The following is a 13,698-nucleotide window of genomic DNA, read 5'->3' as shown; positions in this document are numbered from 1 at the left end:
CTTCGCTACTCAATGCTTCCTACTCCGAACTCGCCCTCAAAACCTCACTGATTACAGACACAGATTGTGTCTCAGACCAGGTTGACAGAGAGGGGTTTCGTGTCCCACGATGCACCCGGGTAGCGACCGCGGGGAGCCGTTCTTCGACGTTAGTATCTGGCGGCGCAACCGCTAGTGCGGCGTTACATAAGTGCTTTGACAGTCAGGCGAACGCGGCTGCCACTCCGGGCATGTTCCTCGCTGCCGTGGTCTCCGATCTTCCAACCCTCCCGCAAGTCCCCATTAATTTAGCTGCGTGAATTGCCATGAACTCTCGTGAGTATCAGAGGTGGCGTCAGAGGCGTCGCCTCGCTTGGCTCGAAGCCAACCGCAAACGCACCCATTCTGAGGCGGAGGCGGAACGCCTAATCGACTTCGCAAGAAGGTGGGCACCATTCGGCGGCCCTTCCGAGGAGGACGTCCTTGTGCACTTCGGAATGACATCGCGCCGGTTCATCGAACGCTTGTGGCAGGTCCTCCCTGAATCGAACGGCATCCAAGACGAGATGCACCTTTTGGCGAGTGCATACCCGCCCCCGCCCGGCAATCCAGTCGGCTGACGGAGGCCGCCAGGTGCGCTGAACTGCGGCGGGTGAGGATAGTCGGCGTGTGGTTTCGAGGCATGCGGGCGTTGCTGCACCATATGGTGGTCTCGTTGTCGCGGTGGTGCGTCGGGTCGGTTCCACGATCCGAATCACCGCAGAGCCGTAGGGCGACCCGGGACGATGTCCGCGCTGTGATGGTGAGTCCGCTCGCGTGCATTCCCTGTACCGCCGGCAGCTGGCCGACACCGGATCGGTGGACATCCGGTCATGATCGACCTTCGGGTGCGTCGGTTCTTCTGCGACACCATTGATTGCACGGCAAAGACTTTCGCCGGAAAGGTACCGGGCCTGCCCCGAGCACGGTCACGACGCACTCCCACGCTCGGGGCGATGGTCACAGCGATCGGATTGGCCAGGGCCGGACAGGCTGACCCGCCACCCGGATCGGCACTCCGCCGACGACCACATTCAGCTCGATGCGCTGCTGGAGCGCAGTCCCGTCTCGGCTAAAACACGACAGCTTTGTCCACGACTTCGCCGAGATCATGATCGACCGTCGCGGGACGACCTCGGCGCTTGGATGATGGCCGTCGACACCAAAGGAGATCGGGCACTGCGGTCGTCCGTCACAGGTTTGCGCCGAGAACTAGATGCCGTCACCGCAGGGCTGACATGGTCCTACAGCTCCGGGCCTGTGAAGGACACATCGACCGCACAAAAGTGCTCAAACGCCAAATCTACGGACGCGCAAACCTGGACCTTCTCCACATGCGCATCCTCCACACCGTATAGCGAAGGCCAACAACAGAATCACGGCAATTGCGCCAGATCCACTTCAAGCTGGCTAGCCGCCCAGGTCGTGATGAGCACGGTGACACCCAAAGGTTCACGCCGATCCTCGCGCCGATCCCTGGCGTGGGCCGAATCGACCGACAGATCGGCGCAGGCCAGGGTGTTGCACCGGAGGACCGGAATGACGAAACAGAGCAAGTCGTGTGGCCCATCGTTGGACCGACCTCGGCCCGGTCGCGGCGAACCCGTCGGCTCAGGATTCATAGACATTCCAAAATCGCTCAAGGACTTCCGGTCCCGGACTGCATAGTATTTCGAGGCCGATCTGAATGATCGAATGTGGCGGGCTGTTTCGGCGGCTCCGTGACTGCACTGGGCGTCAGGCGTACCCAAATGTCTGGACCGGTGGTCCGGACAGGTCAAGAAACGGCGGCAGCTACTGGGCGACCAGCGAGCAAGCGACGATTCCGCGGGTGCGGGGCGGGGACGGCTTGCAGCAACTCGCGGGTGTACTCGTGCTGCGGGTCCTCGTACAACTCCTCGACCGGGCGACATTCAACGACCTCACCCCGACGCATCACGGCGACCCGGTCCGCGATCACCCGAACCAGGGACAGGTCGTGAGTCACGAACAGGTAGGCGAGGTTCCGTTCAACCTGGATGTCCCGAAGGAGATTGATGACCTGTGCCCTGATCGACATGTCCAACGCTGCCACGGGTTCGTCGCACACGATCAGGTCCGGCTCGGTGGTTAGCGCGCGGGCAATCGCCACTCGCTGGAGCTGCCCACCCGACATCTCATAGGGATAGCTGTCGAGTCGCTCCACCGGGAACCCGACTTGGGAGAGCAGCGCGGTAACTCGCTCATCGCGCTCGTCACGGTTGCCCATGCCTTGTGAGAGGAGGGGCTCGTGAAGCGAGTAGCGGATCGTACAGTGTGGGTCTAGGGACTTGAAGGGATCCTGGAAGATCATCGCCGCTCGAGCCCGGAAGCGTCGCATCTCGCGGCCGGAAATTCGTGCGAGATCGGTCCCGAGAAGTTTCACCTGACCCGAATCGGGGTGTTCCAGGCCAAGGGCCATCCTGCCCACTGTTGACTTGCCGGCGCCGGACTCACCCACTACGGCCAGGGTTTCGCCCTGCGCGACAGTGAGGTCGACTCCTTTGACGGCATCGAACCTCTCGGTCACGCGACCGAGGATGCTGCGTTGCGTCACGAAGCTCTTGCGAACCCCACGCAGCTCCAGCGCCGGCTGTTTTGCACTCGACTCTTGCTGGTACTCAGGCACGGAACATCTCCTCCACGTTCACCTCATGGCTGCGAACACAACGGACCTTTCGCTGTGGTGTGGTCTCCTCCAGCGAAACAAAGTTGTCCGTACATTCGTGCTGCTGCGCCGGGCATCGAGGTGCGAATCGACATGAATCAACAAATGCTCGAGCGGACGGAACGGTTCCGGGAATAGCGCCGAGTCGGCTGCGGCTCTTCAAGGGATCCGGGATCGCATTGAGCAGTCCGGCCGTGTAGGGGTGTTGAGGCCGGTCAAAGAGGTCGAGCACAGGTGCTTCTTCCACCGGTCGACCCGCATACATCACGATCGAACGCTCGCAGACCTCGGCGACGAGCCCGAGGTCATGTGTGATCAAGAGGACTCCAAGGCCGAGAGAGCGCTGCAGATCGTCTATGAGGCCCAGAACCTGCCGCTGAACGGTGACATCCAGCGCTGTTGTCGGCTCGTCAGCGATCAAAAGCTCCGGCGATCCCGCAAGCGCCATGGCGAGCATCACCCGTTGGCACATCCCGCCGCTGAACTCATGCGGATACTGCCGAATGCGGCGTCGCGCGTCGGGGATCTGGACAAGGTCGAACAACTCAACGACCCGGGCGCGGGCGTTCTTGCGGGACATGCCGGCGTTCTTGCGCACGGCCTCGGCGACCTGGTCTCCAACGGTAAAGACCGAGTTCAGGCTGCGTCGTGGCTCCTGGAAGACCATGGCCATCTTGGATCCGCGCAACTGGTTGAGTTGTTTCGTCGACAGCCCAGTGAGTTCCTGGCCGTTCAGCCGGATCGATCCGGAGGTTGTGGATCCTGCGGGGAGCAGTCGCATGATGGCCAGGGAAGTCACCGTCTTCCCCGAGCCGGACTCCCCCACGAGACCTACGGTCTCCCCACGGTTCACCGTGAAGGAGACGTCATCGATCAGGCGTAGGGGTTCACCCTCTGTCTTGACATCAACTGCCACTGAGTCAAGGGCGAGGAGTGGCTCGTGCAGTTCGGTCTTCAGCATCTCGTTCACCGTTCCAGTCATCGTCCACTCGCATCACGGAGGCTGTCACCCAGGACCGAGAGCGCCAGCACGACAGCGATCAGCATTACTGACGGGGGCAGGATGCTCCAGGCCGAAGTGCTGAGTATGTCGAATCCATCCTTGGTCATCGATCCCCAACTCGGCGTCGGCGGCTGCACTCCGAGTCCAAGGAAGCTCAGGCTCGCCTCTCCGATCACCGCGACTGCCGCAGCAAGTGATGTCTGTACCAGCAGCACCGAGGTGCTACCGGGCAGGATGTGACGAATCAGGATCCGCGCCGGACCGGCACCGCTGCAACGCGCAGCCTCCACGAAGTCCTCGTGCTTGGACTCTAACGTGGTCAGTCGTGACAGGCGCAGGAACCGGGGCAGCAGAAGGATGCCGATCGCGATCATCGCGTTGGTAAGTCCGCTGCCGAGAACACCCACGATTGCCACGGCGAACAAGACCGGCGGCAGCGCCATCAATACGTCGTTGAAGCGCGAGGTCACCGCATCGGTGATGCCCTCGAGGTAACCCGCAAGTACGCCGATTACCATCCCGAACCCCAGCGCGATGGCGATTGCGATCGCAATCGCCTTCATCGTGACCCACGTCGCCACCATCAGCCGGCTCAGGATGTCGCGCCCGACGGTGTCCGTCCCGAGCCAGTGCGCGGCGGACGGCCCTTCAAGTCGGGCCTGGAGGTCCGACGCCAGTGGATCGTAAGGCGTCCACACCAGAGAGAGCAGCCCAATCGTGCAGATCAAGATCACGATGATCAGGCTGAAGATTCCCGCCTTGTCCGCGAGCATTCGCCGAACCATGCGGGAGCGATGAAGACGACGGCTGACGCGAACACGACGTGATGCGGTGATTGCGGCGCTCATTTTGCCCTAATCCTTGGATTGACGATTCCGTACGACAGGTCGACCGCGAGGTTGACCAAGAGAACCACGGCGCCGCTGACGAGTACCACACCCTGGAGGGTCGGGAGGTCTCGGTTGAGGACTGCCTCGTATCCCAACTGGCTGAATCCGTTGATGTTGAACATTGCCTCGATGATGACCGCGGCTCCGAGTACGCGACCGATCTGCAGACCCAGCACCGTCAGATAGACGCTCGCCGCGTTCTTGCCCGCATGCTTGAGCACAATGACGCTTCGCCCAAGGCCCTTGGCTCGGGCCGTCCTGATGTAATCCTGTTCGAACGCCTCTACCATCGAGCTTCGCAGAACCCGAGTGAGCTCGGCCAGGCCGACCAGGGCGAGCGCCAGCGCAGGGAGGGTCGCATATCGGAGCCATTCGCCGAACCCCATTGACATCGGCGCGTAGCCGCCCGGCGGGAACAATGCGCCACTCCCCAGGGCGAGCAGGAGGATCAGCACGGCAGCAAACACGAAGGGGGGGATGGCGATGGCCAGCGCCGATCCTGCAGTGATCGCCCGGTCCAACCGCGATCCTGGTCGACTGGCCGCGAATACTCCCAGCGGGATGCTCAAGCCAATGGACAGCAACATCGCCAGTAGGGCGATGCTGAGGGTCCGCGGGAGTCGCTCTCCGATCATCTCGGTGACCGGCTGTCGCGTGGTGAAGGATGTCCCGAGATCGCCTTTGGCGAGGTCAGTCACGTAGGAGATGTATTGCACTGGCAAGGGTCGGTCGAGCCCGAGGTCGGTACGAATTTCCGCGATCGACTCTGCCGTCGCGTCGGGACCGGCAATGGTCGCGGCGGGGTCCCCCGGAGAAGCCCGAACCAGCAGGAACACAAGCAGAGTCAGGATGAGCAGTAGCGGAACAACGAGAAGGATCCGTTGCACGGCGAAGCGCGTCATGGCTGGGACCTCATGGTGCGTCCGCGCCGACGACAGCCGGGTAGGGAAGGCCGTCATCGCTCTTCGATACGGCCAGGTCCCCGTCCGCGGTGCGCACCAGTGTCGGAATCGTCCCGTCCAGGTTCGCCTTCAACTGCAGCGCGAGCAGCCCACAATAACGACGAACATCCATGATGCCGCCCTGGATGAACCAGAGTCCGGCCTGCGCGGTGGGACGGCAGTTGTTGCGCAGTTCGCCGTCATCGGGCGACATGCCGCCGACGTCGCCGACTCGATTAGCCACGTCGGGTCCGACGAGTCCGGCGATTTCCTCGCGGAGGTTGGCGAACCCCGTCGCGAGTACGACGGCGTCCAGCTCGATGACCGAACCATCGTTGAGGCGAACCCCTTCGGGCACGAAACTCTCGAGGTCAACTGCCTGGACGACCTTTATCCGTCCTTCGATAATCGCCTCGGAGGCACCGACGTTCAGGTAGTACCCGGAGAAGTCACGGAAGACCTTGATCGCCCAGTTCTGGGTCCAGTCGTCGCTGGTGACCTGCAGGCCAGCTTTGCGGAGGTCGTCGTAGAACTCCTCGTGACGCTGGTCGGCCTCGGCAGCGTAGGTCTGGACCTTCTCCAGGACCTTCGGATAGATCCAGTTCATGTTCCGGCGCTCGTCGATCTCCTGCTCGCTGCGTTCGCCGGAGGTGTAGTCCGCATTGAAATTGATGGCCTCGGTGATGTTGACGACCGTGGTGGAAGAGCGCTGGAGCATCCAGCTGGATCCCCCGTTGTTGACGGCTTCCAATGCGATGTCGTGGCCGCTCGTCGACGTCCCCACCACCATGACCCGCTGGTCCTTGAAGTTGGTGCTGTCCGTCAGGTCGCTGGAGTGCAGCACAGTGCCCGAGAAGCTGTCCAGGCCCGGCAGCGACGGTCGGATCGGGCGCACGCCCACGCCGCCCATGGCGATCACGACGTGCTTCGGGTGCATCGTCCGCGTCTGTCCGTCTGCGAGCTGGAGCTCGACGTCCCATTCATTTTTGGTCTCGTTGTAGACGGCGCTACGGGCCTCGGTGCTCGACCAGTAGTTGAGGTCCATCGCGCGAACGTAGGCCTCTATCCAGTCGGCCCACTGGTCCTTCGACATGAAGTTGGGGTGTGTCTTCGGCAATTGGAGGAAGGGCAGATTGTTGGCCGGAGTCGGGGTATGCAGTGCAAGCGAGCCGTACCTGCGTCGCCAGCTGTCACCGGGGCGTTGGTGGCGATCGATCACCAACGAGGCCACGCCGAGGCGCTCGAGCCGGGCGGTGAGGCTGACACCGGCCTGTCCGCCTCCGATGATGAGGACCTCGGGGTCGCGCTGGGTGAAGTCACTCTTGGTCACGCTGCGGCGTCCCCAGGTCTCGCCGGGGTTGATCGGGTCAATTCCCTGGCGGGGGTGCGGGACGCCCGCGCCCGGTTCCGGAATTCCGTCAAGTGCAGCCAGGCTCGTTCCGATGGTGATCGCTCGCAACCCACCGTCTTCCTGGACTCGCAACTGGACCAGCCCGCGACCGTTGCCGTGCGCAAGTGTGAAGCGGAAGAACACCTCGATCCTGCTTCGCTCGACGTCGAGGTAGTTCGGCGCGGTGCGCTCGGGGTCGATCTCTATGTCGCGGAGCTTGGCCGCGTCGTTGTGCCGGAACATCTCCTCGCGCAGGGTTTCGCGCGACCAGCGCTGCCGCAGGTCCCATGTCAGGGCGATGAGGTCGCGCCAGGCGGCCTTTTCTTCGAACAGCTCATCGAAGGTCGCCGCGTCGCGGTCGGCCAGAGCAGTCTCGAAGCTGCGCAGCCAAACCTTGATCTTCTCTTCGGCCGATGCGTCGACACGCACCATTTCGTCGTTTGAGTGCACTGCGTTCCTTTCAAGCGGATCCCGACTCTTCAGGGTCGGGAGATCTCAAGGGGCTCTTGCGGTTCGGTGAGAGCGTCGCTCCAGGCGCCCCATCCACCCACGGGTACTTGCGCGGAGCGCTGGCTCAGGCCACCGTCGACAACGATGTCTTGACCCGTCACGTGCTTTGCCAACGGAAGTGACAGGTAGAGCAGCGCAGAGGCGATGTCGGAGGGCTCGGCGAGCCTGCCGAGTGGCGTGATCGCGGTGTTCGCACGGAGCAGCGAGGCGTACTCCTCCGACCTGAGCAGTGGTGTCCTCGTGACTCCGGGCGAGACGGCGTTGACGCGAATCCCCACGGGCCCAAGTTCCACTGCTGCTGATCTGACAAGCGACAGGATTGCGGCCTTCGAACTGCCGTACACCGCATTGAAGGCCGAACTTCGGCCTCCGTTGACTGACGCAACGAAAACGATGCTGCCGGGTCCGGTCATGAGCTTGGCGCCAAGCCGGAGACAGGCCAGCGCCTGCACGGCACCGAGTTCGTAGACCTCGTCGAAATCCTTGCGGTCGAACTCACTGATGTGGCCGTGACGGCCGCGCCCGACCACATCGATCACGCCGTCGAGACGGCCGTGCTCTTGCACGGCGGATGTGAGCGCTTCCGCAAAGGCCTCATCGTCGCGGACATCAGCGACGGCCGGCGTACCCCCCACCTCGGCAGCCGCGTTCTCGGCAGCGGCCGGGTCCGAGTCCAGGCAGATCACTGTCGCTCCGAACGCCGCCAACGCCCGAGCCGACTCCAGACCGATCCCACTGCCTCCCCCGACGATCGCGTGGACCTGGCCGTCAAGGCGCGCAAGCGCCTGGTAATCCACCAAGTCGCTCTTGGTTTCGCTCATCGACCGTGCTCACTTTCGCGCGTGCTGCCAATGTGACAGGGGCAACATTAAAGCCGCTACTGCTATCTGTCAACAGTTGGCCGTCATCAATCGGTGAAGAGGCGTCGCGCATTTTCATACAAGAGGTGATGCTTCTGCGCAGAGGAAAACTCGGGGTGCTCCGTCACGATTTTCAGCAGATCCGACCAGCTGCGACCGGACCCGTCCATCGTGAGATCACTCGCCCACAGCACGCCCTCGGTTCCGAAGGCACTCACCGCACGGCTCAGTTGAACCCGCTCCCCATACCCGTCCCACTGCAGGCGCGCCCCATGTGCCCACTTGAGTGAGATCGACGGGTGCCCACCAACGTCGAGGACCGCCTCCCAATCACTGGGAGCCTCGGGGTAGCCACAATGGTCCAAGACTACCTGCAACCCATCGATGACATCGACTGCGCGCGCGGCACTCTCGGGGTTGGGCTGCAGGAGGCACACGACCACGCCTCGCTCAGCCGCGACCGCGAGCAATTCGTCGTACGCTCCGTCGGCGAACAGGCAACGTTCGGCGGCGTCCCGGAGGTTGAACCGAATCCCCCGCGGGGACGGGAGATCTGCAAGCAGCCTGATCAGCGCCGCGGCCTCTGGATCGTGTCGATCGATCCTTCGCAGCACGCCGAACCGGCTCGGCTCGCTCACCGCGAGGTATTCGGCCAATGGTGACAGCGGCCGATAACCGCCCTGCTCCAGTGGAATGGAAGGCATCGAGTACTCGGGGTTGTCCCGATACCAGTACTCGTCAACCATCAGCAGGTCGACCGGCTCGGTTGCCAGGAGTGCGCGCAGATCACTCTCTCCGAACGTCTCGGCGAGGTGAATTTGCGCATCGATGACTCTGAGTGCATCACCCTGGGGCATCGGCGTAGCCCCTCCACCCCCGGGCGAAGACGGCCGAGGATGCGATGCATCCGGCCTGAGCCGGCACGACGCCGGTATCTCAGCCGACACGGGCCGAGACTACGCCGGCATCGCCGATCCCGAGCGCACGAAGCACTTGGTCATTGTGGGCCCCCTTGGGGACGGCCGCAGACGGTTTCCGAGCCGCGGATCGGCTTAGCTTGATGGGAACACCAACGCCTCGGTAGTCACCACTGTCGATGAAGAGATCCCGGTGCTTTACCTGGGAACTCTGCAGCGCATGAGGGATCTCCTTCACCTCCGCTGCAGGCACACCCGCCTCGTTCAGTTCGCGAGTCAGCGCCTCGAGGTCGCGGCCACTGATCTGGTCCGAGATGATCTTCGCCAACTCCGTGACGTTGCGTAGTCGCGCCTCGTTCGTGGAGAACCTCGCATCCTCGACCACCTCAGGACGTCCTAGGACCTTCATCAGGGACGTGAACTGGCGCGGGTTGCCGGCGCAGAGGAAGAAGTCTCCCCGGTCGGTCTCGAAGGTCTGGTAGGGGGCGACTGCCGGATGTGCCTCTCCGGTCCGCTCGGGTCGATCACCATCCATGGCCCACAACAGTGAGTGCGGGAGCAGCATCGAGACGACCGAGTCGAGCAAAGTCGTGTCCACGAACTGCCCCAGGCCAGAGTCACGGCGCTCGTAGAGCGCCAGCATGATTCCGCTGAAGGCAAGGTTTGCTGCGACGATGTCGACGATGGGCACACCGACCCGCAACGGACCCCGGTCGGAATATCCGTTCACGCTCATGAGGCCGCCGTACGCCTGGAGCACAGCGTCGTACCCTGGCAGCCCGCCCAGGGGGCCATCGGCTCCGAAACCGCTGATGCGGCAGTAGACCAGTTGCGGGTGGCGTGGAGCCAGGACGGTCTCGTAGTCGAGGCCCCATCGCTCCATCGTCCCGACTTTGAAGTTCTCGATGACCACGTCCGCCTCGTGAATGAGCCGCCCGAGCACCTCCTGGCCCTCTTCGGTCGCCAGGTCCAACTCGATGTTGGCCTTGTTGCGATTCAGTCCGTAGTAGTAACTGCTCGAGGAACCATCCGGCGTGAGCTTGCCCCACTGCCGAGTGTCGTCGCCCGCAGGGCTCTCGACCTTGATCACGTTGGCCCCGTGGTCCGACAACATCTGGGCACAGTACGGTCCGGCGACGACTCGGCTGAGGTCGAGGACCTTGATCCCTCCCAGGATGCCGCTCGCGCGCTCGTCGACCGGCCACACAGTCGAGGACCTCTCGGATGTACTGACTCCTGTGGCGCTCATGCATCTACTCCCATCATCGTGTCAAAAGTTCGTGTCGATCCGCACCGTGCGTCGAGGGCGACGCGAGGGCATCGGGCGCGCGAAACACACACGGATGTGGTGTCGTTCGCGGCCTGCTCCTCCGGCGAGGCCACTGAGTCACGGTGCTCAATGTCGTCGGAGATGACGTCCCTCTCGCACGTGCCGTCTCGTCGGGACGAAAAGACCTCGATGCGGTGTTCTTCGAGTACGTCGGGGATTGCCTCGTCGAGGTCCACCGACAGAACCTCGCCGGTGGGGGCCAGTTCGACCTCAAAGCCGCTCGCCCATACCGGCTCCGTCTGCTTCCTGCTCGGCTGTGCGGCCTGCCACTCGAAGGAGCAGCGTGCGCTCATCGACGGACCCGGTGTCACCTCGCCACGCGACGTGCCCGTCGGGACGGACGAGCGTGAGCTCGGTCGGGTACAGGTCAGTGAGGGAGGAGGGTAATTTCTTTGCCGCGAGAGGAACTCCGAGTTTCCGGGCACTGTCGATTAGCTGAGGTGGCGCCTCGCTCCCTTGGTGCAGGAGCATGAATCCCTCCCCGAACCAGTCGAGGACGGACGTGGTTTCATCAATCCAGGCATGCGGTGCGCGGTGGCCGGCACGATTCGTCGGTGTGTAGGTGCCGAACGTGTCTTCTGGTTCCGGCGAGTCGTCGCCCACCACGATGGGTGAGTTCTCGTAGCGGTATCCGAGTGCGACCCCGATCGACTCCCACTCCTCGCGGGTGCCGTCGAAGAGCTCTTGGCCAACTTGCCGACGCACGCTCTCGGCCTCGTCGCTCTCTTCCATGATGAGGCTCGTGTCCGACTTCGCATACCAGCCGTAAAAGTTTCGGGTCGCCGCCGAGGCGTTCCTCTGCGCGATCGGACGGCGCTCGAGCTCGTAGGAATCGAGAAGATCCTCGCCGCCCCAACCTCGAAGTCGGGCGTCCAACTTCCACGCGAGATCGACCGCATCCCCGATCCCGGTGTTCGAACCGTGACCACCGGTGGGCGACATCGTGTGTGCACTATCGCCCGCAAGGAAGATGTTCCCCGAGCGATAGCTGTCAGCCACCAGTTGCGAGCGGCGCCAAGGCGCGATGTCGAGGATCTCGATGTCCGGTTCGGGGCCGAGGGCCCGGCGCATCACGCGCTCGACGCCGGCCACGTCCAACTCCTGCCGATCCGTCCCTTCAAGGATGTGGGTGAACCGCCACAGGTCGTCACCATTGACCACCGTCAGATTGCCGATCGGGCCCTCGGGCGAGATGAAGACCCAGCGCGCGGAGGGGCGAACCCCCGCGCGTTCGACGAGGTTCTTGGACCGGAAGAAGACTCCGATCGAGCGATTGAGCAGCGGGATGCCGGACATCTCGATACCGAGGGCCGACCGCAGGGGGCTGGCGGCTCCGTCACACGCCACTGCATACCGCGCATCCACCGTGCCTGCCTGACCTGCGGCATCGGTGAAGTGCGCTGTCACGCCGTCGGAGTGCGATTCGAGGCGGTCTACGGTGACGTTGAACCGCAGGTCGACATTCGGAAGTTTCGAAGCAGCCTCGGTCAGGATGGGATCGAACCACAGTTGGGGGCACCGCTGACGACGCTCGGGCGTCTGGGGCGGCGTGGGCATCAGCCCAAGGGGCTTTACCTCGTGGCGGTACAGCTCGTGCCGGTCAAGGCCCGTGCTGAAGACGATGTCGAGCGGGTAATCGGCTGGGAATCCACAGCCGCGCACCTGATCTGACAAGCCCCAGCGCCGGACGAACTCCATCGTGCGACTGTTGACACCGCCCGCCCTTGGATGGTGGACCTGGCCATTCCCCGCTTCGAGGACCAGTACCTCCTGGCCGCGAAGTCCCAGTTCCAGCGCTGTCGCCAGCCCCACTGGTCCTGCCCCGACCACAATGACGGACGGCGTGCTCATCTAGTTCTTCCTCTCGCAACAGCGACGCAGCGCGTCACCAACGGTGATGTTCGACGATGCGGCGGGCCCCACCGCGTTATGCGCCTTCGATGACGAGCGGCAGGGTCTCGAGGCCGTTCATCATCAGTCCACGCACGGACTCGGGTTCCCCGGCGAGTGAGAACGAGGACGTGCGCGCGAGCAGTTCCGTCAACACGACTCGCAACTCGAGTCGCGCGAGGGGTGCTCCGGCGCACTGGTGCGGCCCGAATCCGAAGGCGAGGTGCTGGTTGGGGGCGCGATCGATCAAACAGTCCGTGGGACGCTCGAACTTCTCCTCGTCGTGGTTGGCCGATCCGTAGTTCAGGGCTACCAGCGAACCTTCGGGAATCGTCACGCCGTGCAGTTCGACATCGGTCGATGTGTGACGGCCCCGCTCAGGAAGCGGGGAGTCCAGGCGCAGGAACTCCTCCGATGCAGGAACAATTAAGTCCGGGTTGTCCCGCAGGCGCTGCTGGAGCTCCTGGTCCTGCGCAAGGCGGTAGATCGCCGATCCCAGCGCGTCGGCTGTGGTGGCGTGACCCGCGCCGATCAGTGCGACGCCCACGGCCACGGCAGTCTCGTCGCTCGTGGGTACCCCGTCGACCTCCATTTCGAGTATCCCCTGGAGGACATCCACGGCAGAATCCCGGGGGTTCGCGCGGCGATCGGCTACGACTTTGCTGATGTGACCGGCGAAGACCGAGAACATCAGCTCATTCATCCGCTCGGGATCATCGAAGTCGCCGCCGAGCTGCGTGAAGTGTCCAAGCAGTTGCGTGTGTGCGTCCTCGCCGAGTCGCAGCCACGTAGCGAGCGCCCGCGCAGGGACGGGCTTGCAGATCGCCGCGACGGCGTCGCCGCAGCCGGCAGCGGTGAGTTCGGAGATTCCATCGACAGCGTATCTGGTGATGGCATCTTCGAGTTCATTCATGATCTCGGGTCTGAAGTAGGTGTTGAGCACCTTGCGGTAGGGGCCGTGCTCCGGCGGGTTGAGCGAACTCGGGATGAGTCCGGACATCCCGGGCACCCGGATGAAGGGCTGGCCGGAGCGGTAGGTGCGGAAGTCCCGGGATGCCTTGGCAACATCCTCGTATCGCGAGAGCGTGTAGAAACCGCCGAACAACTCGGTGTGCGCCACAGGACACTGCTTCCGCAGCCGCCCCATCTCCGCTTCCCACTCCGGGGTTCGCAGGTTTGTGAATCGTTCCTCGGTGGGCGTCCAGTCATTGACACCCTGTGCCGACTGCTGGTCACTGGTCATAACTTCACCTTCTGTGCCGC

General features: G+C 63.4%; 10 protein-coding genes. All 10 read right to left on the bottom strand.

The features are described 5' to 3' along the window. Nucleotides 1-1,795 precede the first annotated feature (1,795 nt). On the bottom strand, nt 1,796-2,665 hold the full coding sequence (locus ACFVJ3_RS40170; RefSeq protein ID WP_378457360.1) for an ATP-binding cassette domain-containing protein: 870 nt from the start codon (nt 2,663-2,665) through the stop codon (nt 1,796-1,798). After that, nucleotides 2,658-3,665: an ABC transporter ATP-binding protein gene (locus tag ACFVJ3_RS40165; RefSeq protein WP_378457359.1), complete on the bottom strand. Its 1,008-nt coding sequence runs from the start codon at nt 3,663-3,665 to the stop codon at nt 2,658-2,660. The genes ACFVJ3_RS40170 and ACFVJ3_RS40165 overlap by 8 nt, the downstream gene beginning before the upstream one ends. Before the next feature lie 17 nt (nt 3,666-3,682). Beyond that, entirely contained in the window at nt 3,683-4,480 is a 798-nt protein-coding gene (locus tag ACFVJ3_RS40160; protein ID WP_378457358.1) for an ABC transporter permease, read from the bottom strand. A 71-nt stretch (nt 4,481-4,551) separates the two neighbouring features. After that, nucleotides 4,552-5,499, bottom strand: coding sequence for an ABC transporter permease (locus ACFVJ3_RS40155; RefSeq protein ID WP_378457357.1), 948 nt, complete (start codon nt 5,497-5,499; stop codon nt 4,552-4,554). Between the two features lie 10 nt (nt 5,500-5,509). Next, nucleotides 5,510-7,378: an NAD(P)-binding domain-containing protein gene (locus tag ACFVJ3_RS40150; protein WP_378457356.1), complete on the bottom strand. Its 1,869-nt coding sequence runs from the start codon at nt 7,376-7,378 to the stop codon at nt 5,510-5,512. Nucleotides 7,379-7,407: 29 nt separating this feature from the next. Then, entirely contained in the window at nt 7,408-8,259 is an 852-nt protein-coding gene (locus ACFVJ3_RS40145; RefSeq protein WP_378457355.1) for an SDR family NAD(P)-dependent oxidoreductase, read from the bottom strand. Nucleotides 8,260-8,345: 86 nt separating this feature from the next. After that, the gene (locus ACFVJ3_RS40140) at nt 8,346-9,155 is read right to left on the bottom strand and encodes an amidohydrolase family protein (protein WP_378457354.1); all 810 of its coding nucleotides are present in this window, start codon (nt 9,153-9,155) and stop codon (nt 8,346-8,348) included. A 79-nt stretch (nt 9,156-9,234) separates the two neighbouring features. After that, nucleotides 9,235-10,464, bottom strand: coding sequence for a CaiB/BaiF CoA transferase family protein (locus tag ACFVJ3_RS40135; protein WP_378457353.1), 1,230 nt, complete (start codon nt 10,462-10,464; stop codon nt 9,235-9,237). Between the two features lie 291 nt (nt 10,465-10,755). Then, entirely contained in the window at nt 10,756-12,396 is a 1,641-nt protein-coding gene (locus ACFVJ3_RS40130; RefSeq protein WP_378457352.1) for an FAD-dependent oxidoreductase, read from the bottom strand. 76 nt (nt 12,397-12,472) lie between these two features. After that, nucleotides 12,473-13,678, bottom strand: coding sequence for a cytochrome P450 (locus ACFVJ3_RS40125; protein ID WP_141470126.1), 1,206 nt, complete (start codon nt 13,676-13,678; stop codon nt 12,473-12,475). Between the last annotated feature and the right edge of the window lie 20 nt (nt 13,679-13,698).

This window comes from Rhodococcus sp. NPDC127593, from assembly GCF_042671975.1.
Classification (GTDB): domain Bacteria; phylum Actinomycetota; class Actinomycetes; order Mycobacteriales; family Mycobacteriaceae; genus Rhodococcus_F.
The sequence above is the reverse complement of the archived record's forward strand: the minus strand, read 5'-3'. Positions and strand labels throughout refer to the sequence as shown.